Below are 21665 nucleotides of genomic sequence, written 5' to 3'. Positions count from 1 at the left end.
CGCGAGGAGCAGGCTGGGCGAACCGCGCGAGTGAGGCGCGGGGAAAGCCAGCGTGAACGCCCGGTCCGCGGGAAAGAGCGCGGTTCGGAACGGGGCTCGGAGCGCGGGGCGCAGGCTGCGCGGCCGCGGCGCTCGGCACAATCGGCGCCTTCGGAACGCGGGCAGCGTAGCGGCCAGGCGCGTAGCGGTCAGCAACGTGCAGATAAGCAAGGTTCGGCCCAGCAGCGCGCAAATCGGCAACGCTCAGGCCGGGAACAAGTCAATCGGGAGCGCGGCGCGCGGGAACGGACTACTCGGGAGCGCACTACTCGTGAACGCTCCGGCCAGCGCTCTCCCCGCGAACGTGCAGGCCAACGTACCACTCGAGAGCGTTCACCTCGCGAACGTACTGGCCAGGAGCGTCGCCGTCAGCGCACCAGCCGGGAACGCCAGGCTTCTACTCGGCGGCGCCGCCCGGTACCGGCGGGCCCGCGCGGCCAGAGCCGGATCCCAGAAAAGACTTCGATTTTTGCGCGTTTGGAACCGAAGCATTGGCTGTGGATTTTTGCCGCGCTCGCGATTGTGATTGGCGCGGTGGTGACGTTTAAGTTTGCGGCCTCGCGTTCTCAGGAGCACGCGGAAGCCCAGGCTGCGGTTCCGACCGCTTTCTACGAGCCGGTGGCCTGCACTCCGGATATGCTGCGGATGCGGGTGACGAATAACGAACGTGGTGCGGGCGCGCCGGTATCTTTCTCCGTGGAATTGACGAATAAATCGACCACGAATCCGTGTTATGTGGATGCCGGGTGGGGCAATCTCAATGTGTCGATTACGTCCGGCGGGCACCAGGTGGCGAATACCGCGGCGTGCCAGGCCGGGGATGAACATCGCCGTCTGCTGCTGGATCGCGGGATGGACGCCGTGACCACGGTGACATGGCCGGGCGGGAACGAGGGCGTCGGGTGCGGCAGTTCGGGTTCGCTGTCCACACCGGGCACGTACAAGGCGGAAGCTATTTTTGCCGACGGCGCAGCTTCTCCCGCTACCGCCGTCTTTGAGCTGATTACCGGGGGCGGCAAGCAGCCCGCCCGCCCGGATGATGAGGCGAGTAGCGAACCGAGCACGGATGCTAGCCCGGCTCCCAGCGCGGATCCGAGCCCCGCGGCGAATAACGCGGAAGGTGAAAACCAAGAAGCAGCACCCGCCCCGGAAGCCGGCATTGGAGAAGGCGCCGAAGCACCCGCGCCGGAAGGGGATTCCGAGCCGGCGAACTAGCCGGGGCCCGCCGCGCAGGTACCACTTTCTTTCTGTGCCTACGCCATCTATGCCCGGCCTTAGCGGCTTACCCGGTGGGAAGCACCGCCTCCAGGGCCTGGCGGATATCCGCGCAGCGTTGCACCCGAATCCCCGCGGGGAGCTTCGAGCTATCGGTACGTTCGGGAACAATGGCAAGGGTGAAACCGAGCCGGGCAGCTTCGTTCAGGCGCTGGGGGAGGCCGGTAACCGGGCGGAGTTCCCCGGTAAGGGCCACTTCCCCGATGGCGATCACCCCGGGAGCAAGCGGCAGATCCATGTAGGCCGATGCCAGCGCCAAAGCAATCGCGGCGTCCGCGGCCGGTTCGCTGGCCTGCGCCCCACCCACCGTGGACACAAAAATATCTTTCTGATCCAAGCTCAAGCCCAGGCGCGATTGCAGCACCGCGACCATCATGGCCACCCGCGCGGAAAGCACCCCGGAATTGGTGCGCTGCGGCCGCCCGGAAGAAGGAACCACCAGGCCCTGGACTTCCACCGGCATGGGCCGCCGCCCTTCCAGAGTCATCGATACACAGGTGCCGGGCACCGTGTGATCCCGGGCGGAAAGGAACAACCCCGAGGGATCAGGTAGCCCCACAATCCCGCTTTCGGTGAGCTCAAAACACCCGACTTCATCGGTAGCCCCGTACCGATTCTTCACCGCGCGCACCAAACGCAGCCGCGAGTGTTTATCCCCTTCGAACTGGCAGACCACATCAACCAGGTGTTCCAGGACGCGCGGCCCGGCAATGGAACCATCTTTCGTAACGTGCCCGACCAACACCACCGGCAGGCCGTGCGTTTTGGCCACGCTCACGAGCGCCGCGGTCACGGCCCGCACCTGCGCCGGGCCGCCCGCAGTTCCCGCTACCTCAGCATCGGCCAAGGTCTGCACCGAGTCCACAATAAGAAGGGAAGGCCGGGCGTTTTCAATATGCCCGAGGGCCCGCCCGATATCGCTTTCCGAGGCAAGAAGCAGATGCTCATCCATCGCCCCGATGCGCTCCCCGCGCAAGCGCACCTGGGAGGCCGATTCCTCCCCGGAAATATAGAGGACCGGCGCCCGCCCCGAGCGCGCCGCAGCCCGCGCGGCCTTCGCCGCCACATCTAAGAGCAGGGTAGATTTGCCCACCCCCGGTTCCCCGGCAAGCAAAATTACCGCGCCGGGAACCAAACCGCCGCCCAGCACCCGGTCCAATTCAGATACCCCGGTGGGGATTTTCCGCGCGGCGGTAGCCGGCACCGAGGTGATGGGTTGCGCCGGTGAAGTTGGTGCTAAAGCGGCCGGAGCCGCGGAGGGTGCGGCCGGACTGTGTTGATCAAGCGTGCCCCACGAGCCGCACCGCGCGCAGCGGCCCATCCATTTGCCGGTGGACCACCCGCACTCGCTGCATTCGTACACGGTTGCCGGTTGTTTTGCCATGCCACCATCCTAGAGGGGGCCTACGACATAAAAATCGCGAGCTAAAAGTCGCTACCGAATCCCTACCGAATCTCTACCGAATCGCTACCGAGCCGAGCCCGTTACCGAGCCGAACCCACCGCCGGGATCCACCCCTGCCGGTTGGCGAACTCCTCCAATAGCTCGGTATCGCCGGACACAATAATCGTGTCATCTGCCCCGATGAGGGTGTCCTCGGTGGCGTATTCAAAGGGCTGATTCGGTGCCTTCACCCCGATAATCCGCACCCCGAAACGCTCACGGATACGCGATTTCGCGATGGTGAAACCGCGAATTTCCCGCGGCGGGCGCATCTTCACGATGGAGAAGCCGTCCTCCATCTCGATATAGTCGAGCATCCTTCCCGAGACCATATGCGCCACGCGCGTACCGGCGTCGTACTCCGGATAAATGACGTGGTGGGCGCCGATGCGTCGCAAAATACGGCCGTGCGCACGCGAAACCGCCTTCGCCCAAATCTGCGGAATCCCCAGATCAACCAGGTTCGCGGTCACCAGCACGGAAGCCTCCAGCGAAGTCCCTACGCCCACCACGGCCACGGTGAAATCCCCCGCGCCCACCTGGTCGAGCACCTCCATACTGGTGGCATCCCCTTCCACCACCCGCAAGCGATGGCTCCACCGCTGCGCGGTATCGGGATTCTTTTCGACGACGAGCACGTCACGCCCCAAATCATCGAGCGTGGTGGCGATGGCGGTCGAAAAACGCCCCAGCCCCACCACGAGGATGGCTTGTTCGTCGCGCGTATCCGGCATAGCCGCCCTTTCTCCGGTCACAATATCTCTGGCTCGTAGTCTAACGCTCCGTGCCAAAATTCATGTCGTAAGCCCGTGCGACCATGAAGGTACGCAGAAATCCTGCGTAAACGCACTCAACTGATATCGAAGAAAGGTAGGGCACCATGGATAGGCTTTCCGTGATACGTGAAAGATCTCGTCAGCAGGCCCGTCGAAGGCGGCAGATGCTGCGGGAGCTCACCGCTATACGCGTGAGTAAAGGTCTGACTCAAGAAACTGTGGCGCGGCGAATGTGCCTGGATGAGGAGGCGGTTGCGGAACTGGAGGCGGGCATAACTAATCCAACAATCCACGCGCTTCAGCTTTACGCTGTGGTGATCGGTGCTGGCCTTTTCTATACGGTGAAAGATCTCGATGTTGAGGAGGAGCGTTCGAAGCATGAGCACTCCTGATAGGAGGAGCACTCGTAACGGGCGGGGCGGACGGCTTAGGATAAAGGCATTCGCCGGTTAGCGGCCCGGGTAGGCAGGGGATGTTATGAAGGATTGGCGCGTGCTCGCGGTAGGCGTTCTTAAGGCGCTGGTGGTGGCTGCGATTGGCGGCGGGGTCGCTTTTCTTACGGTGACTCTCCTCAACCGTATTTTCCCGCCGGCAACCCCGAACGCTCTCGCCCCGGCCATAGTGGTTGCGGTGCTTTTGTTCCTCTCTTCTTTACGCAGCATTCTTCGGAACGACGGCGGCTCAGCCGGCACCAAGCGTCGAAGCTAGCGTAGGTAACCCCGGGATAAGCCATCTGCCCGCTTAGCCGATAATTGGCCGTTCTTCGGGCAGCCGGATGGTGCGGCGTCGTGAACGCAGCGCCAATGCAGCAGCGAGCGTCATCGTGCCCGTGCGCCCAAAGAACATGAGGAGTACCAGCACGAACTTCGCGCTGGCTGGTAGCGCCCCGGTGATCCCCGTGCTCAAACCGCAGGTAGCGAAAGCGGAAATCACCTCGACCAGAATCTCCGAGAAGGTGAAATTCGTGAGCTGAAGCAGCGCCACCGAACCGGTCACCACCATGATCCCGCCGGCGAACGTTGCCGCAATAGCCAAGCGCAACACCTCGGCCGGGATGCGCTTACCGAAAGCCTCGGTATCGCGATCACCGCGCGCCTCGGCGCGAATAGCCAGCAAGAGCACCGCGAAAGTCGTCACCTTAATGCCGCCCGCCGCGGAAGCTGAACCGCCACCAATGAACATGAGCGAATCAAGGAGGATCCACGATGTTTCACCCATCGCACCCACATCAATAGTGGTCAAACCCGTGGAACGCGCATCCACCGACAGCGTGAGCGCGGCGTTGATTTTATCGGCCACCGCCAAATTACCCAGGGTATTTGGGTTATTCCATTCCAACACCGCCAGGAAAACCGCGCCGAGCACCGCCAAGCTGATATAGGTGACCAGCGTGATCTTCGTGGTGACCGACCATTTACGCGGGCGTGAACGGTTACGCCACATATCCAAAACCACCGGGAAACCAATAGCCCCGGCAACAGTACCCAAAATAATCGGGATAGTCAGCGCCCACTGCCCCACATACGGGCTCACACCCTCCGGCATGATCACAAAGCCACCGTTATTAAAGATGGAAACCGCCATGAAATAGGAATGCGAGAGAGCATGAAGCAGGGCCTCGCCATTGCGCAAAAAGAAGGGCAGGAGGGCCAAGAACAAAATAGCCTGCGCCGTCGACGCCACAATAATCACCGCGCGGAGCAGCGTACCTACCTCGCCCAGGCTCGACTGATTCTCCTCCGCGGTAAGCATGCGCTGCGTGAGACCCACATGGCGGGAAACCGCCCGGCCCAGAATCGAGGCCAGCGTCATCACGCCTAGGCCACCCACAATGAGCCCGAAAGAAATAAAAAGCTGGCCCCATACCGACCAGTATGTCGCGGTATCAACCGTCACCAGGCCAGTCACGCACACGGATGACGTCGCGGTAAAAAGCGCATCAATGAACGGAGCACTCTTCCCCGTGGTGGTTGCCAACGGCAAAGAAAGCGCGGCAGTGAGGAACAAAATGATGAGCGCGAAAATAAGAAGCGCCAGGCGCGCGGGGCGATCCCGCGCCACCCGATCCACGCGTCCACCTACGGCCGCCAGCCGATCACGCCAGCTCAGGCGCGCGGATGCCACCTCAGGGTGTGCTGCCATGGGCGTCCTCCGGGTCCTCGAGCTAGCGGCTGCGGCCAGGAAAAACGCCGCGTACCTGTTCCGTAGTATATTCCCCTGCCACGTACCTCACGGAAAAGCGGCACATAACATGCAGAAAATGCTGTGAATGCTGAGAATATGGGATATCCTTGCTGTAGCTGTTGCCGATGTGGCAAAAAATTACTCCAGGATGATGGGATGAACCAGATGCAAATGCCTTCGTCTCCGCAGTTTTACACCGTCGCGGAAGTGGCTGAATTGACGCGTGTCTCGAAGATGACCGTCTACCGCATGGTTCACGCCGGCGATCTGCCGGCCGTGCGGGTGGGAAGCTCCTACCGGGTACCCGCCAGCGCTGTTGAAGCACTCCTGACTGGAAATAGCCTCCCGCAACAGCGCGCGGTTGGGGAATAGTGCGGCGCACGGCCGGTGCGTCGTCGCCCGAAAAGGGGCGCTAGAAACGGTGGCAGGCCCGGAGCGGTTGTGAATTTAACCGTGTTCTGATTCACGCGCTACGCATAGGCGGGCGCGGGCCGGTAAGATACTGTGATGTTCCATCGGGGCGATTCCCCGCGATCTAGTTTTGGAGGTGCCTGTGGGTTCCGTTATTAAGAAGCGCCGCAAGCGTATGTCGAAGAAAAAGCATCGTAAGCTGCTGCGTAAAACTCGCCACCAGCGTCGGAACAAGAAGTAGTTCCCCGCGTGCGGAAGGGCCCGGATGTCCGGGCCTTTTTGTTTTATCGTTTGTTTTAACGCCGTGGTATCGACACTTAGGAACAAGTGAAAGTGCTCACATATTCATGGGATGCTTATCGAGCAAACCTTGACAATTCGGGCAAAAATACTTATCATTATTACTACCTAGGTAAGGGTGTCCTTCCTAAAAAGAGAATGTAACTCTGAGTTACGTTCGTACAAAGGTATACTTCACGTGATGCTGTGGTCGACGGCGCTTCGCCAGGCACGGGCGTGCTGCGCGCGGTACCGCGCTACGAGCACCACTTAAGGCCTTTCGCTCCTGGGTTCCCGCGTGGGAAAATGGGGGAGAAGTGGCGTCATCGTTCATCCGGCGCAAGCTGGATGTGTTGCGTCCGGCGCGGGCGCAACGACGTAATGAAGACTCGCACACCCCGTGCGAGTTGCCGTTAATGTCACGACGTGACATCGTGCCTGACGAAGGGATGAATCTCATGGCCGCGGAAGTTCGCCGGCTTTCTGAAGGGGAACAATTTGCCTGGCGCGCGTATCTGCGCGCGACAGCCGTGACCTCAGAGGCGCTCAACCACGCACTCATGGTCAATCACAATCTGTCATTGAACGAATATGACGTTCTGGCCCGCCTTTCCGAGGCGGAAAATCGCTGCATGCGGATGTCGACTCTCGCCGATGTGATGGTACATTCTCGCTCGCGGCTCACCCACACCGTCCGCCGCCTGGAGGCGCGCGGTCTGGTGGCTCGCTCCGCCAACGCGCATGACCGGCGCGGGGTGGATTGCACGCTCACGGATGCAGGTTTCAAGCTGCTGCAAAAGGCGGCCATTACCCACGTGATCTCGGTTCGCGCTCACCTCGTGGACAAACTCGGTCATGATGACTTCCTCAAGATGGGCGAGCTGTGCACTCGCCTGGTGGGCAACGCCGCCGATATTTGGTAGGCGTTCGGGCACGTAGGTATTCGGGCACGCCGGTCGGATGGTGCTTTTCAAGCGAATTTCCCAAGCGAGGGGGCTTGGGGTCCGGCCGGCAGCTCCCGGTGCCGTAGACTGGCATCATGATTGACGTAACAGTTGTTCACCTGGTCCGCCACGGAGAGGTGGATAACCCCAGCGGCGAACTCTACGGCCGCCAACCCGGTTTTCACCTCACCGATCTGGGCCGGGAGATGGCCGGCAGTGTTCGGGATTTCTTCCGCGGTCGTGATGTGCGGGCGGTGATCTCTTCACCCCTGGAGCGGGCTATTGAAACTGCCACCCCCACCGCTGAGCTTTTCGATCTTGAGATTGGCACCGATGCCAACCTCATCGAAGCGGGTAATAATTTCGAGGGAATCAATGTTAACCGGAATCGCTGGATTCTGGCCTCCCCGAAATTCTGGCCGTGGTATATCAACCCCTTCCGGCCCTCCTGGGGGGAGCCCTATACGGATATTGCCGCGCGCATGACGAATGCGGTACGCCATGGGCTGGCAGCGGCCCGCGGTGGCGAGGCGGTGCTGGTTTCCCACCAGCTTCCCATTTGGACGCTGCGTTCCTTCGTGGAAGGCCGTTCCCTCGCTCACGATCCGCGCCGGCGCCAGTGCGCGCTGTGCTCGGTGACCTCGTTGACGTTCCAGGGCACCAGCCTGGTGGCGGTGGACTACGCCGAACCCGCGGCTGAGCTGCTGGCCCGGGCGCGTGATATTACCCCGGGAGTCTCCGCGGCGGACGAAAACCGCGGGGACTAAGCCAGACGCGCAGATAGAGACAGCCCCGCCGGACTGGCAGGGCTGAGCGACTCTCAGAAACTAGCGGGTTAATCCTGCGCGGGCGGCTGGGATGCCGGCCGGCCCCCAGGCTCCTCCGGATTATCCGGCTGCGCGCCGCCAGCTTCCGGGCTGCCCGCGTCTTTCGATTCACCGGCGCTGGGGGAGCCCGATGCGGCGTCGGGTGCGGCGTCGTTCTCCTTCTGTTGCCGTTCCCATTCGCGGAAACGGTTTTCCGCATCCAAGCGGGACAGGAAGTCCGGATCGTCGTCGGGCGCAACGGGGCGACGGCGCCGCTGCGACGAAGAGCGACCCCGCCCAAAAGAGCCGAGCGAAATATTTTGCTGCGGGAACTTGACCGGGAAAGAAAAAGCGATCCACAGCAGCGACCCGAGAACCGGCACCAGAACCGTGAGGGCGAGCCACGCCGGCTTACGCAGCCGGCCCGGCATGCGGGTGGTGTCCGTGCGGATGACGTCAATGATGCCGTAAATCCAGATGCTGACGGCAAGAAGTGCCATAATTACTCGGGCCATACCACCATCTTAGTCGTTAGCGCGCGGAGGCTGCAGGCGCCTAGACCAAGAGCGAACTGGCCCAGAACGAGACCAGCACCGCCAGCGCGAAAGCGAGCTCGGTAATACCGGTAGTTTTCAGGACCGGGATAAGAGCACGCCCCTGCGCGCGGGAAGGACCGCGGCTGAGCATCCGCCAACTATTGCGCGCAGCGATGGCGAAAGCGGGGAGGTAGAGGAGGAGGGACGCCTGGTGGGTGCTCGGCGTGAACGCCAGCACGACGCCGCAGCCCATCGCCACCGCGAGCATGAGCACATAGACGCGCCGCGCCCACGTATCACCCAGACGCACCGCGAGGGTACGTTTCCCGGTGACGGCGTCGGTGGGAATATCGCGGATATTGTTAGCCATGAGAATGGCGCAGGCAATAAGGCCGACGGCGCTGCCGGCCACCCAGGCTTGCCAGGGAACCGTGCCGCTCTGGATATAGACGGTGCCGGCGGTGGCGACCAAACCGAAGAAAATAAAAACAAAGACTTCGCCCAAGCCCATATAGCCGTAGGGGTGGCGCCCGCCGGTATAGAACCAGGCGGCCAGCAGTGCGCCCACGCCCACCGCGATGAGCCACCACTGCCCGCACCAGGCAATAATCACCAGCCCCACGAGCGCCGCGAGGCCAAAGCAGGTGAGTGCCACCGCGAGCACCACGCCCGGGCGCACGGTGCCGCCGCCGGTGAGGCGAGGCGGGCCGGTGCGGTGATCGTCGGTGCCGCGGATGCCGTCGGAATAGTCATTCGCGAAATTTACGCCGATCTGCAACAGCAGGGCGAGCACGAAAGCCAGGGCCAGAATCGGGCCGTACAGCGTCCCTTCCCACAGGGTGATCCCGGCCCCGGCGATAACGGGGGAGACACTCGCGGGAAGGGTGCGAACGCGCGCCCCTTCGAGCCAATCAGTAACAGTTGCCACGGCCGCCTATTCTATCGAGGGGAACGCTCCGAGCGCATCACCTAGACCGCGCTGGGGTTTAGGCCAGGTCTTCGGGGCGGGGCGCCGGTGCATGCGGCGGCTGGGCCTGCATCGGTGGCTGTACCGGCGGCCGGGCCTGCTGGGGAGCCGACGCAACCGGGGTTCCCGGATACTCCGGATGCAAGGGCATCCCGCCCGGGGCGCCGGGAACGGAAGGATGATGCGGGATATCCGAGGCGTGCGGGGTGAGGTAACCCGTGGCCATCGTTTCGGGCGGACGAGTGCGGAAGGGCCGCGAGAAAGCCTCCACCACCAGGCCCAGGCCAATCCCGATGAAAATGAGGTACCAATGCAGGTCGTAACTGGCGCTGGCCAGCTCCATGCCCTGCGCCGCCATCTTCGCGGAGCCGCGGGTAATACCCCAGATCACGGTGGTGGTGGCCCCGAAACCGAAGGGCATCACCGTCCAGGCAATAGCACCGAATTCCATACGCGGATCGCGCGAGCGGCCCCAGCGGTAGGCCGTCCACACCAGCACCAGCACCATGGAGATAAGCGCCACGATGGCCGGCGCGGTGGCCAGGTTATCCCAGAGCAGGAAGGTGGTATCACCCTGGGCGTTCACGCCCATGCCCAGGCCGGTGGCATCATATTCGGCGGCGAAGGACGCGCCCACCGCCCCGAACATGGTCATGACTCCGGTGGTGAGGAAGAAGGGGAAGGCCAAGAGGAGCCACGCGATCTTGGCATCCTGGCGCACCATGAGGTCAATACCGAAGGCGAGGGCGGAAACGCAGCTCACCAGGATAAAAGCGGTGAAGGCCAGGCGTACCGCGTGCGCGTAGGTGGGAATAGAGGAGGCCGCCGTGAGGGTGAAACGGTTACGCGGGGTGGATTTCACCGTGGTCATGCGCCCGAAGCCCGCGGCGAAAAGCCCGAGCGGGAGGCAGGTGAGCGCGGTGAAGAGGGGGCTAGCCTGCAAGGCCAGTGGCGGGATGGGCTGCCCCATGACGGCCCCGCCCGGGCTCAGATCCACCCGCATGAACGCGGCCAGCCCGGCACCGATCGCCGCGAGCACCCCGGCCGAAACCCAGGCCGGAATCCAGACCAGCAGGGTGGAATTGCGCTTACCGCGGCCCACCCACTGGTTGAGGAAGTAGATAATGAGGCCGATCAGGAGGGTGAGGGTGAGAGCGGGAACGAAGAAACTCATATCCACAAGATTCGGCTCGGCCACCACCCGCGCGGTGCCGCCCAGGGCCAGCAGCAGGGTGAGGGCCGCCCACTTCGGGGCGGTGAGCACATCACTAAGATTCACCCCGCCCATATCGAGCTCGCCCATGCCGCGCAGGCCGAGCCAGGCGAAGAAAAGCGTGACGAGGAAGGTGACCGCCACCGCGATCACGGGGCTCATAAGAGCCACAATCCAGGTGCGGGCGCCAAAATCGCGGCGCACATCGGCCAGCAGCGGCGGTGTCATAGCTGGCATGGGCGTGGGCAGGGACATAATGACTCCTCAATTCGTGACTTCTTTTTCAGTCTAGTCGCCGCCCGTTGGAAATTCGCCGGTTTGAGGTCCCGTGGGGCGCGTGCTGAACCCGGGCACTTTGTGCGGATGTGCACGCGGCTGCACGTGGCTGCGCCCCGGCTACGCAGCCAGATAGAATTCCACTCTTGCCAAATACGCCCAAGCTGGTTGAATAGAGGGCATGTCTGCACGTGCACAACTCAGCAAAGATCCGCGCGCCGTCGCCGGAATGTTCGACCAGGTCGCCCCGCGCTACGACCTGAGCAATGACCTGCTCAGTTTCGGGCAGGTGCGGCTGTGGCGCCGCTACGTTACCGAAGCCCTGCGCATTCGCGAGGGGATGGAGATCCTCGACCTGGCCTGCGGGACCGGCACCTCCACCGAGCATTTCGCCCGGGTGGGGGCGCGCGTGGTGGGCGCCGATTTTTCGGACGGGATGCTTGAGGTTGCGCGCCTGCGCCACCCGGACTTGCGTTTTGTGCAGGCCGATGCCTGCGATCTTCCTTTCGTGGATAATACGTTCGACGCCGTGACTATTTCCTACGGCCTGCGTAATATTCACGATCCCATGCGGGCCCTCCAAGAAATGGCCCGCGTGACGCGCCCGGGCGGGCACGTGGTGATCGCCGAATTTTCCACGCCCACCTGCGCGCCTTTCCGCACCCTCTACCACGGCTACCTGCGCCACGTGCTTCCTCGGGTCGCGGCCCTGGCCTCCTCGGATGGCCCGGCCTACGCCTACCTCATGGAATCGATTATCGACTGGCCCGATCAACGTACTCTGGCTGGCTGGCTGCACGCGGCAGGGTGGCGCGACGTTGAATACCGTAATATGTGCAACGGGATCGTTGCGCTGCACCGCGCTACCCTGCCGGCGGCGCATTGAGGCACCGGGCCGCGGGCCGGCGCACCATCGGAAAGCTAGGATTGGCTATCGTGAAAGACCTGACTGTCGAAGAGCTGCTCACCCGCGTGGGGGAGCGGCTCGGCGTCGTCGAAAAAAAGCTGGACGCGGCCACGCATTTTGGTGACCTGCGCGTGGACCCGATCACCACGTATCTTGCCGAGGCGGGCGGGAAACGGATGCGGCCGGCGCTGGCGCTGCTCTGCGGGTATCTGGGCCCGGAGCCGGAATCGGAGCGGGTCGAGCACGTGGCGGTGGCGATGGAGCTGACCCACCTGGCTTCCCTCTACCACGACGATGTTATGGACGAAGCCCCGCTGCGGCGCGGGGTTCCGGCCGCGCACCGCAGCTACGGGAATTCCGCGGCGATTATGGCCGGAGATATTCTTTTTTCGCGCGCCTCGTCAATGATGGCGGATCTGGGGCCGCGTGCCGTCAAGGATTACGCGGAAACGTTCCGGCGCCTGTGCACCGGGCAGCTCCTGGAAACCGTGGGCCGCACGAGCGGGGTGTCCCCGCGGGCGCACTACCTGGAAGTTCTGGCGGGGAAAACCGGCTCGCTTATTGCGGCTTCCGCGCGCGAAGGCGTGTATGCGGCGGCCGGGAGCCGGGAAGCCGAGTACGCGCACGTTGCCGCCCAGGTGCAAGAATTCGGTGAAAATGTGGGGATCGCCTTCCAGATCGCCGATGACTATATCGACGTTGTTTCCGAAGAAACCGGTAAAGAACAGGGCACGGACCTGCGCGAATCGGTGGATACCATGCCCACGATTCTGTTGCGGGAACGTGCCGCCGCGGGGATTTTGGACGACGCCGGGCTAGCGATCTTGGCGGAATTGGACCGCGGGGAGCTGGCCGGGCAGCGCCTTGATTCCGTGCTCGGCGCGCTGCGCAAGCATTCGGTTATGGATGAAACCCGGGCGCTTGCCGAGGAATGGGCAGGGCGCGCGGTGGCCGCTATTACTGACCTGGAGAACGGGGCGGTGCGCGAAGCCCTCGCGGAATATGCACGCTCGGTGGTGGCGCGCACGGTTTAGGTTGGCGCGCACGGTCTAGATTGACAGGCACGGCCTAGGGGGCGCGCCGGCGAGGTGGCGGCGTCGTCGTACCTATGCTCGTAACCACGCAGGGAAGCGCGCGAGCACCTGGTACTAGGCTGGTGAAAAACTGAGCGTAATGAAGAACGCAAAGCTAATGGTGAAAGAGGTGGGGCGGGGCGCGCTTCTACCCCGTACAATTGCATCCGTATGCCCACGGTAAGGAGCTCGACGAAGTGGCACGCTTGATTGATCGTATCCTTCGCGCCGGCGAAGGCCGCACGCTGAAGAAGCTGAAGAACATCACCGCGCAGGTCAATGCGCTTGAAAGTGATATCTCGGCGATGAGTGATGAGGAGTTGCGCGCGCAAACCGATAGCTTCAAGGAGCGCCTGAAAGAGGGCGAAACCCTCGATGCTATCCTTCCCGAAGCTTTTGCCACGGTGCGTGAAGCGGCGGTGCGGACCATCGGTCAGCGCCCCTATGATGTGCAGGTGATGGGCGGCGCGGCCCTCCACCTGGGCAATATTGCCGAAATGAAAACCGGTGAAGGTAAAACGCTCGTGGCAACCATGCCCGCCTACCTCAACTCGCTCACCGGTGAGGGCGTGCACGTGGTCACGGTTAATGATTACCTGGCTTCCTACCAGTCCGAACTTATGGGGCGCGTCTACCGCTTCCTCGGGGTGACCACCGGGTGTATTCTCACCGGGCAAACTCCCGAACAGCGCCGCGAACAATACAATGCGGATATTACTTACGGAACCAATAATGAATTTGGTTTCGATTACCTGCGTGACAATATGGCGTGGCGGACCAGTGAGTTGGTGCAGCGTGGGCATAATTTCGTTATCGTTGACGAAGTTGATTCCATTCTTATTGACGAAGCGCGTACTCCTCTGATTATTTCCGGCCCGGCCGAAGGTGATGCGAATAAGTGGTATCGCGAATTTGCGCGCCTGGTGCTGCGTATGCGCCGGGATACCGATTACGAAGTGGATGAGAAGAAGCGCACCGTGGGTGTGCTCGAAGCGGGAATTGACAAGGTGGAAGATGCCCTGGGTATCGATAACCTGTACGAATCCCTCAATACTCCGCTCATCGGCTACCTGAATAATGCAATTAAGGCCAAGGAGCTTTTCGAGCGAGACCGCGATTACGTGGTGCTCAACGGCGAAGTGCTGATCGTGGACGAACACACCGGGCGCGTGCTGCCCGGGCGGCGCTACAACGAAGGCATGCACCAGGCGATTGAAGCCAAGGAAGGCGTGGAGATCAAGGCGGAGAACCAGACTCTGGCCACGATCACCCTCCAGAACTACTTCCGCCTGTACAACAAGCTCTCTGGCATGACGGGTACGGCGGAAACCGAAGCTGAGGAATTCGCCTCGACGTATAAGCTCGGCGTCGTTCCCATCCCCACGAATAAGCCGATGATCCGCAAGGACGAACAGGATCTTATTTACCCCACCCGTGCCGCGAAGCTGCGCGCGGTTGTGGAAGATATTGTGGAACGCCACGAAAAGGGCCAGCCGGTGCTGGTGGGTACCGCCTCGGTGGAAGCTTCCGAAGAGCTCTCCGATTTGCTCGCGCGTGAAGGCATCGAGCATCAGGTTCTCAACGCGAAGCAGCACGAGCGGGAAGCGCGCGTGGTTGCGGAGGCCGGGCGTAAGGGCGCGGTCACGGTGGCCACCAATATGGCCGGCCGCGGTACCGACATTATGCTGGGCGGCAACCCCGAACATCGCGCGGTGGATGCGCTGGCGGCACGCGGCCTGGACCCGGAAGAAACCCCGGAAGAATACGAAGCGGCCTGGCCCGAAGAGCTGGCACGCCAGCAGGAAGCCGTCAAGGCCGAACACGAAGAAGTGGCCGAATTGGGCGGCCTGTACGTGCTCGGTTCGGAGCGCCACGAATCCCGGCGTATCGATAATCAGCTGCGTGGGCGTAGCGGCCGCCAGGGTGACCCGGGTGAATCCCGTTTCTACCTCTCGCTGGAAGATGACCTGCTACGCCTGTGGGGCCAGGGCATGGCCGGGCGCATGCTCAGCTACGCGATGGACGACGATGCTCCGATTGAAACGAAGCAGATGTCGAAGAACGTTTCGCGGGCGCAAACCGAAAATGAGGCGCGGAACGCGGAAATGCGGAAGAACGTTCTCAAGTACGACGACGTGATGAACGACCAGCGTACCGTGGTGTACACCGAGCGGCGTTCCATCCTCGAGGGCGAAAATATGGAGTCTATGGTGCAGGGCTTCCTCGACTTCGTGGTGGATGACGTGGTCAGCGCCCACACCGCCGATGATAATGAGGAAGCGTGGGATCTTTCCGCGCTGTGGACGGACCTCAAGGGCTACTACACTCCCGGATTCACCGCGGAGGAATACCTCGACGAAATTGGCGGGCCCTCCCAGCTGGATCGCACCGCGCTCAAGCGCGAACTCACCGATGATATTCACGCCCATTACGAGGAGCGCGAAGCGGAAGTCGGCGAGGAAAATATGCGCGAGCTGGAACGCCAGATCGTGCTGTCTGTGCTGGACCGCAAGTGGCGCGAGCACCTCTACGAAATGGATTACCTCAAGGAAGGTATTGGCTTGCGCGCCATGGCGCAGCGCGATCCGCTCGTCGAATACAAGGACGAGGGCTACCGCATGTTCCAGGCGATGAATGACAATATCATGTCGGAAACCGTCCGGTACCTCTTCAAGTTTGAGCTTCCTTCCGAGCGCGCGGCGCGCCTGGAAGCTGAAGCCCAGGCGACCGGCCCGGTGACCGTGGCGGGGAATACCGCGGCGGGTATGGCCGGCCCCGGGGTGGCGATTCGCACCAGCGGTGCGGGCAGTGCCGAGCAGGTTTCTGCCTCCCAGCAGGCACTGCGTGCCGCCCAGGAACAGCAGCGCCAGTTGCTGGAGGAAAAGCAGCGCCAGGTGCAAGCGGAACAGCAGCGGGCTTTGCAGGCCGCGGTGGGTGAAGGCGCCGAGGGTGCCTCGGGCCAGCGCGTGACCGCGGAATCCCTGGGGATTAAGCAGCCGAAGCGCCAGCAGAATGTTTCGTATTCCTCGGCCGCGAAGGACGGTTCCGGGGAAACGGAAACCACCGGTGCGCGCGGCGGTTCGCGCGGGGGCCGGGGCGGCGCGGGTGGTGCTGGCGGTTCTGGTGGTGGTAACCGGGCGCAGCGCCGGGCCGCGGCCAAGCAGAACAAGAAGCGGCGGCGGTAGACCTGAGATATATGGGTGCCGGCCGGTCACGTGCGTGATAGTTGCGTGAGCGGCCGGCGCTTGTTTTGTTTCGGGTGCGTTGCGGCCTCATAGCCCTGCGTGCGCGTTTCGGGATAGTTTTTGTTGCCCTTGCGGCCCGTTCACCCAATTTCCAGGGCGACGACGATCCAGCGCCCCGCGAGGAATTCCATGCGCATGGCAACCGCATGGGTCCGCTCGCCCGAATATACGCAGGCGATGACCTCGGCCACGCGCGGGCGCGGATGCGTTATTTTGAGCGTGGAAATCCGCAGGTTTCCCAGCCAGGGTGCTTTCCCTTTGATACGCATAGCCAGGCCGGCCCGGCGCACCAGCGCGGCAAATACTTCCGGGCTGAGATGCGGGCGTACATATCCGGGCGCGCGGTGGCCCAGCAGCACCTCAATGGAGTAGATAATAATTCCGGCGGCGAAACGATGCGGTGGCCGGATCTCGGGCGGGAGTGGATCATCAAGGGTAGCCATCTCCTCACGCCACATATCACGGTAGGGCGCGGCGGATAGCGCGAGCCGGTTCCATTGGTGGAGTTTGGATTCGGTCGGTATGGCTGTGTAGGTATCGGTGCTGTTCTCAGCATTGATGGCGTGGTAGTCACCGGCGGGGTCAACACCATCAGTGAGGTAAACATCATCGATTAGCTCAAAGGCATCGATGGGATCCACGCCTTGGGCGGGTTCCATGCCGTTTGTGAACTCCACGCTGTTTGTGGGATCCACGCTGTTTGCGGGGGCCGCGTCGGTGCCGGGGCGCTCGTTAACCATGGCGTCAGGTAGCTCCGCAGACTCGCCTGCGAGCTCACCCGCGGACTCGTCTACGAGCCCACGCGCGGGCGGCGCGTTTTCTGCCACGCAGGTATCTTCCTCGTGGGGTGCCGGCGGGAAGGGAGGGTGGCGGGTGACCGCGCGATATTGGGTGATTTCCGCGAGTTGAACCTGATCCAGAGTGGACACAATGTCATCCATATCCGGCTGTGCAAATACCGGAGGTGGTGCAGGTGGGAGCCGAGAAACCCGAATCATCTCCGGCTCCTCCGCCCCGAGATGGGAACACGCACCCGGCTGGCCCTCCGCGGTGGCTTCTTCGGGAGGAGGCAGATCCTGACCCGCAGCGTTGGTTATGGGCTGCGGTTCGGGATGGGCGGGCGTCGTCGTTTCAGTAGCACCGGGGGTATTTTCGGTATGCGGAGCAGTGGACATGGGATCTCCTTGAGATGCGTGGGGGTAGGGCAACGAACCTCGATAACCGAGGCAGGACTGAACATGGGTGGTGGGAGCAGATGCGTGGCTCTTACTCCCGCGCTGGCGGAAGAATAAAGTGTTCGCCGGGATAAATGAGGTCGCTATCCTCGATGGTATTGACCGCGGCGATGGCGTGGGTATAGCCGAGAATATCCGCATCGCTCGCTCCGGCCCCGAGGTGTGTATCGGCAATATCCCAAAGGGTGTCCCCGAGCTGGACAATATAAATCGGGGGAGGCGCTGCCCACGGCAGCTCCGCGGGCTGCGGATCCGAGTTGAGGAGCGGGGCAGCGAGCCGTGAAATCTCGGTCGGGGAAAGTGCGGGTGCGCCACGCGCGGTTGGGCGTGACGATTCGGTGGGAGCTCTACCCGGGTCGCTTGGCTGAGCTGCCAGAGAAGGCTGAGCAGGTTCGGTCGGTTCTTCCGGTGCATTCAGCGCACCCGGTTCTTTTGGTTCGTCCGCTTTACCCGGTGCATTCGCTTCGCCCGATGCATCTGCTATACCCGTCGCGTTTAGTTCGCCAGGCCCAGCCGAAGGCGAGGCCGCAGGTAGCGCCGGCGGGTGCAAATAGTAGCCACCCGCGCCGTCCCGATAGGAGACGTCACCGAGTAATTCATCAGGATTCGCGCGGAACAACCCGGTGGGATCGGGACTGGCCTGGGAAGGCGAGGTGAGAAGAGCGGAATAGTCACCGCCCCAGCCAATATCGACGCCGCTGCCGGAATCTGGCTCCGCGGCCCATGCCCCGGGCATGGCCACCAGCGTAGTGGCGAGAGTGCTGGTGAGAGCCGCGCGGAAATGGCGCCCGCCGATGCGACGGGCGAGGCGGGTGACGGCGTCGTCCTTCCCGCGCGCGAAGCGCGCAACCGCGCAATAGCAGAGGGTGAGCCGCGCGCATGCCAAGCACGCGACGATGCATACGCCCACGGTGAGAGTCCCGGTGAGCTGGGCGACGCTCCCGGGCGGGGCATGCAAGCGGGCGGTCGCGACCGCGAAAAATGCGGACGCGAGCCCTGCGAGCGCCGATAACAGCGCTTTGATCGTTGCCGACATCGTGAACCTCTTCAGTGGGGTTACCGGTCAGGATCGAAAACCTCGTGCTCCGCTCGTGATGAAGAGCGGGTGGCACGCGGTTCTCACCGTGGTGGTATGACTAAATGTCCCGTGTGGCTCAACTATTAATCAGCCGGGTACACCCGGCCTCATTTCCCTGTGGATAACTCATATAAGAAACGGCAAGGAATGACCGGGATATCCACAAGCTGTGGATGGGGACTTGGCGAGTTGCGCGCTAGCTGTCACACTGACTCCACGGCGCGAGCGGGCGTGACCGGAGGCCAAAGGGGTGGTTATTTCTGGTCGTTTCCGGTCACTTCGCATCGCTCCCGGTCGCGAGTTTTCGCGGCCGAATACGGTCAAGTGCGGTCAAATTCGCTCAAATGCGGTCAATCGGAAAGGATGGCGGATGCGTGAGAAAACGTGGGTGCGGTGGAAAGATCCGCGTCTGGCAGGTGGGGTGGCGTTGATTGCTGCCGGCGCGCTCGCGGGCGGGTATGCGCTGCGCGGCCCGGTGAGCGTTCCCGTCTATCGGGCAACCGAGGCGGTGGTGCCCGGTACCTCGCTGGACGAGGCGGCTTTGGCCGTGGTGGAAGTACCGGCCGGACTGGCCGATGCTTATATCCCGGCGGGCCAGGCCGGTACGGTTGGGCGCACGATTTACCCGGGTGAGCTGGTCGAAAAGTCGGCGTTGCGCATGTCGGGTGAGCGGGTGGTGGCGATGCTGCCGCTCAGCGGTGCACTTCCCACTGCTCTGGCGCGCGGGGCACCGGCGCAGCTGTGGGCGCTTCCCGCCGCGGGTGGCGGCGGCGAAAAAGCTCCCGCTCGGCTGATTTCCCGGGAGGTTATCTTCGCGGGAACGGCTAGTGATACGCATTTCGCGGTCGCGGCGGCGATGGAAGTCCATATCCCGCGCGCCGAGCTCGGGGCTGCGCTTGAGGAGCTCGCGGCGGGCGCGTCATTCACGCTGGTAGGTGAGGTGCAATGAGGTCGAATCCTGAGCGTCGAAAACGTGCCAGCGTCCCGAAGCACACGAATCCTGCTGAGCGTGCCCATCCTGATCCCGGTTTCCTGGTGGCTATCTGGGGGAGCGCGGGCGCCCCGGGCCGTTCCACCCTGGCACGCGATCTTGCTTGGGTGCTGAGTGAGCGGCATGCGGTGTTGCTGGTGGACGCGGATACCCGCAACCCGTCCTTGGCGCAGCTCGTGGACCTGGGCGAGGAGCCAGCCGGGCTCATCGGAGTGGCCCGCGCCCTGCATGCTGGCGACGCGCTAGAGACGCAGCTTCCGCGTTACGTGCGGGAACTGCGCACCGGCCCGCGTGGCACTTTACATTTCCTCCCTGGCCTCAATCGCGCTGGCCGCTGGCATGAGCTGATTGGACCCGGTATTGGCGATCTGTGGGATAAGCTCCGACCTTTCGCGCAGGTCACCATCGTTGATTGCGCCGCGGAACTTCCCGCTTTTCTCGACGAAGCCAGCGCTCAGGCAGGCGGATTTTCCGCTTCGAATCAGCGCGATTGGCGCGATCAGCTAGACCGGCGTGCCCGGAGTAGCGAGCGGTGTGCCGGGGTGAGCGGGGAGCGCGATAGCTTGACGCTTAGTGCCCTTCTCGCCGCGGATCTCGTGGTGGTGGCCTGCCGCGCCGGACCGGTGGGTTTGCGCCGCGGAGTGGAGGCGTGGTGGCGGGCCCGGGCGTTGGGCCGCGCGGCTTTGCCGGTGGTCACCCGCGCAGGTCTGGAGGATTGCGTTACTTTCGCCTCGCTTCTCGGGGAGCGTGAGATACCCGCCGTGATAAGGGTGGGCGACGACGCCGCTCGCTACGCACGGGCCGAACGAGCCGGCACCAGCGTGGTGGCTGTAGCCCCTCGCAGTAGGGTGAGTCGGGATGTACGGCGGCTGGCGCGTGCTGTTCTGGACTATCGGGGTGTGGGGCGGTGAGTAGACTGGGCGCATGAGAATTTATCTTCCGGCTACTCCTGCCGATGTTGCGATGTCCGTGCTTTCCGGGCGTGTGGTGCACGCGGCAACGGAGGCCCTGGCGCGTGAAGTGAATGATGAAGATCGTGACTATCTCGAGGCGATTGCTTTCAACGCGGCCGCGGATGATTCTTTGTGTGCCGTTTCGGCGATGTTCGCCGGGAAGGCCGATCCTCAGTTCGGGGTAGTGCTCCCGGAGCGGGGCGGGCTGCGCCCGCGCCGAGTTGTGATTGCCGCTGAGGTAGCACCCGAGAAATGCCGGGATCTTGCCAACCCGGAGGAGTATTTACCCACGGCCCTTGAGCTTTCTGATGAGCTCTCCTGGGCTGAGGTGGTGTCTATCCACGTGGACGGGCCGGAGATGGAACCCTACGTGCTGGCAGGGCCTGACGACGGGGCCGCTTTCAAGGTACTCGCCGAGGAGGACTTGCTCTGGTACGACGTTTCCGAACGCCTTGATCTAGCCCTCGAACTGGGTGCAGCGGCAAGCGTTTAAGGCGCCGACATGGTTATGTGGTCTGGATGTGCATGCTGATCGGATGATGCTGCATGTATAGCCGCTTGTTATGAAAACCGCGCGAATAGTTCTCTCATATCTATGAGACTTATTCTCTCAAAGAGGCTATGTGCAAATTGAATAATGATTCACGAGTCCATGTGCAGGCGGGTGGTTATGTTCCACACACTTTGTGGAAAATGAGTTACATAAAGACTGCAAGATGGGCGGAAAGTCCCCTATCGATTGGGGGTCGTCCAATAAAGCCCCAGGTCAAAGCGGTATATGCATATTTGATGAGGTATTGCTAAATATCAAAGGGGATATTCATGGTTGTGTTACGATTTTGAATGTTTAGGCGATACGGTGCGTTACTGATTATGTTTTGGTGATACTTGGGTGTATCACTTTCATAATTTTCACATATGTGACGGCGTCCGGCTCCTAAATATCCGTATATCTAACCAATGGAGAAAAGATGTCTCACTACACGGGGTCGCTTAATTCGGCACCCGGCATTTTCGCTCCGGCTGGCAATCG

Annotated in this window: 21 protein-coding genes; 13 read left to right on the top strand and 8 right to left on the bottom strand. The window is 62.5% G+C overall.

Annotated features, from left to right (window positions below):
• Window positions 1-516 precede the first annotated feature (516 nt).
• Entirely contained in the window at window positions 517-1254 is a 738-nt protein-coding gene (locus QP305_RS04695) for a hypothetical protein (protein ID WP_284904238.1), read from the top strand.
• A gap of 67 nt (window positions 1255-1321) precedes the next feature.
• Here QP305_RS04695 and radA read toward each other — a convergent pair whose 3' ends face one another.
• Entirely contained in the window at window positions 1322-2698 is a 1377-nt protein-coding gene (radA, locus tag QP305_RS04690) for a DNA repair protein RadA (protein ID WP_284904236.1), read from the bottom strand.
• A gap of 101 nt (window positions 2699-2799) precedes the next feature.
• Entirely contained in the window at window positions 2800-3492 is a 693-nt protein-coding gene (locus QP305_RS04685; protein ID WP_016441787.1) for a potassium channel family protein, read from the bottom strand.
• Window positions 3493-3638: 146 nt separating this feature from the next.
• Here QP305_RS04685 and QP305_RS04680 point away from each other — a divergent pair, with 146 nt between their 5' ends.
• Window positions 3639-3926 (top strand): helix-turn-helix domain-containing protein, encoded by a 288-nt coding sequence (locus tag QP305_RS04680; protein WP_284904234.1) that lies wholly within the window; start codon window positions 3639-3641, stop codon window positions 3924-3926.
• 85 nt (window positions 3927-4011) lie between these two features.
• A complete protein-coding gene (locus QP305_RS04675; protein WP_284904233.1) occupies window positions 4012-4242 on the top strand; it encodes a hypothetical protein in 231 nt (76 codons plus the stop codon).
• A 33-nt stretch (window positions 4243-4275) separates the two neighbouring features.
• Here QP305_RS04675 and QP305_RS04670 read toward each other — a convergent pair whose 3' ends face one another.
• The gene (locus QP305_RS04670) at window positions 4276-5676 is read right to left on the bottom strand and encodes a TrkH family potassium uptake protein (RefSeq protein ID WP_026428671.1); all 1401 of its coding nucleotides are present in this window, start codon (window positions 5674-5676) and stop codon (window positions 4276-4278) included.
• A 207-nt stretch (window positions 5677-5883) separates the two neighbouring features.
• On the opposite strand from QP305_RS04670, the gene QP305_RS04665 reads away from it, so the two are divergent.
• From QP305_RS04665 to QP305_RS04650, 4 genes are all read left to right on the top strand, one after another.
• A complete protein-coding gene (locus QP305_RS04665; protein WP_284904310.1) occupies window positions 5884-6090 on the top strand; it encodes a helix-turn-helix domain-containing protein in 207 nt (68 codons plus the stop codon).
• A 175-nt stretch (window positions 6091-6265) separates the two neighbouring features.
• On the top strand, window positions 6266-6370 hold the full coding sequence (locus QP305_RS04660; protein ID WP_425541650.1) for a 30S ribosomal protein bS22: 105 nt from the start codon (window positions 6266-6268) through the stop codon (window positions 6368-6370).
• A 454-nt stretch (window positions 6371-6824) separates the two neighbouring features.
• Complete coding sequence (locus QP305_RS04655; RefSeq protein ID WP_284904231.1) at window positions 6825-7331, top strand: MarR family winged helix-turn-helix transcriptional regulator; 507 nt, start codon at window positions 6825-6827, stop codon at window positions 7329-7331.
• Between the two features lie 116 nt (window positions 7332-7447).
• Window positions 7448-8119, top strand: coding sequence for a histidine phosphatase family protein (locus tag QP305_RS04650; RefSeq protein WP_284904229.1), 672 nt, complete (start codon window positions 7448-7450; stop codon window positions 8117-8119).
• Window positions 8120-8187: 68 nt separating this feature from the next.
• Here QP305_RS04650 and QP305_RS04645 read toward each other — a convergent pair whose 3' ends face one another.
• Genes QP305_RS04645 through QP305_RS04635 form a run of 3 tightly spaced genes read right to left on the bottom strand, consistent with a single transcriptional unit; the run spans window position 8188 to window position 11129 of the window.
• Window positions 8188-8673: a PLD nuclease N-terminal domain-containing protein gene (locus QP305_RS04645; RefSeq protein WP_284904227.1), complete on the bottom strand. Its 486-nt coding sequence runs from the start codon at window positions 8671-8673 to the stop codon at window positions 8188-8190.
• Between the two features lie 40 nt (window positions 8674-8713).
• Entirely contained in the window at window positions 8714-9622 is a 909-nt protein-coding gene (locus tag QP305_RS04640; protein WP_284904226.1) for a 1,4-dihydroxy-2-naphthoate polyprenyltransferase, read from the bottom strand.
• Window positions 9623-9680: 58 nt separating this feature from the next.
• On the bottom strand, window positions 9681-11129 hold the full coding sequence (locus tag QP305_RS04635) for a hypothetical protein (protein WP_284904224.1): 1449 nt from the start codon (window positions 11127-11129) through the stop codon (window positions 9681-9683).
• Between the two features lie 202 nt (window positions 11130-11331).
• On the opposite strand from QP305_RS04635, the gene QP305_RS04630 reads away from it, so the two are divergent.
• The 3 genes from QP305_RS04630 (at window position 11332) to secA (ending at window position 16315) form a co-directional block, all read left to right on the top strand.
• The gene (locus QP305_RS04630; RefSeq protein ID WP_284904223.1) at window positions 11332-12036 is read left to right on the top strand and encodes a class I SAM-dependent methyltransferase; all 705 of its coding nucleotides are present in this window, start codon (window positions 11332-11334) and stop codon (window positions 12034-12036) included.
• A 50-nt stretch (window positions 12037-12086) separates the two neighbouring features.
• On the top strand, window positions 12087-13091 hold the full coding sequence (locus tag QP305_RS04625; protein WP_284904221.1) for a polyprenyl synthetase family protein: 1005 nt from the start codon (window positions 12087-12089) through the stop codon (window positions 13089-13091).
• A 236-nt stretch (window positions 13092-13327) separates the two neighbouring features.
• Window positions 13328-16315, top strand: a complete 2988-nt coding sequence (gene secA / locus QP305_RS04620; protein ID WP_284904219.1) for a preprotein translocase subunit SecA — start codon at window positions 13328-13330, stop codon at window positions 16313-16315.
• A gap of 140 nt (window positions 16316-16455) precedes the next feature.
• On the opposite strand, the gene QP305_RS04615 is transcribed toward secA, so the two are convergent.
• Both QP305_RS04615 and QP305_RS04610 read right to left on the bottom strand, forming a co-directional pair.
• Complete coding sequence (locus QP305_RS04615) at window positions 16456-17550, bottom strand: Rv3235 family protein (RefSeq protein ID WP_284904217.1); 1095 nt, start codon at window positions 17548-17550, stop codon at window positions 16456-16458.
• A 91-nt stretch (window positions 17551-17641) separates the two neighbouring features.
• Window positions 17642-18646: a LysM peptidoglycan-binding domain-containing protein gene (locus QP305_RS04610; protein ID WP_284904216.1), complete on the bottom strand. Its 1005-nt coding sequence runs from the start codon at window positions 18644-18646 to the stop codon at window positions 17642-17644.
• 412 nt (window positions 18647-19058) lie between these two features.
• On the opposite strand from QP305_RS04610, the gene QP305_RS04605 reads away from it, so the two are divergent.
• The 3 genes from QP305_RS04605 to QP305_RS04595 are packed head-to-tail and all read left to right on the top strand — an operon-like array spanning window position 19059 to window position 21125.
• Window positions 19059-19637 carry a hypothetical protein gene (locus QP305_RS04605; RefSeq protein ID WP_284904215.1) on the top strand — a complete coding sequence of 193 codons (579 nt, stop codon included), beginning with the start codon at window positions 19059-19061 and terminating at the stop codon, window positions 19635-19637.
• Window positions 19634-20590, top strand: a complete 957-nt coding sequence (locus QP305_RS04600; protein ID WP_284904214.1) for a hypothetical protein — start codon at window positions 19634-19636, stop codon at window positions 20588-20590. The genes QP305_RS04605 and QP305_RS04600 overlap by 4 nt, the downstream gene beginning before the upstream one ends.
• 13 nt (window positions 20591-20603) lie before the next feature.
• Window positions 20604-21125: a DUF6912 family protein gene (locus QP305_RS04595; protein WP_284904212.1), complete on the top strand. Its 522-nt coding sequence runs from the start codon at window positions 20604-20606 to the stop codon at window positions 21123-21125.
• The last annotated feature ends 540 nt before the right edge of the window (window positions 21126-21665 follow it).

The organism is Actinotignum timonense (assembly GCF_030216305.1).
Classification (GTDB): Bacteria; Actinomycetota; Actinomycetes; order Actinomycetales; family Actinomycetaceae; genus Actinotignum; species Actinotignum timonense_A.
The sequence above is the reverse complement of the archived record's forward strand: the minus strand, read 5'-3'. Positions and strand labels throughout refer to the sequence as shown.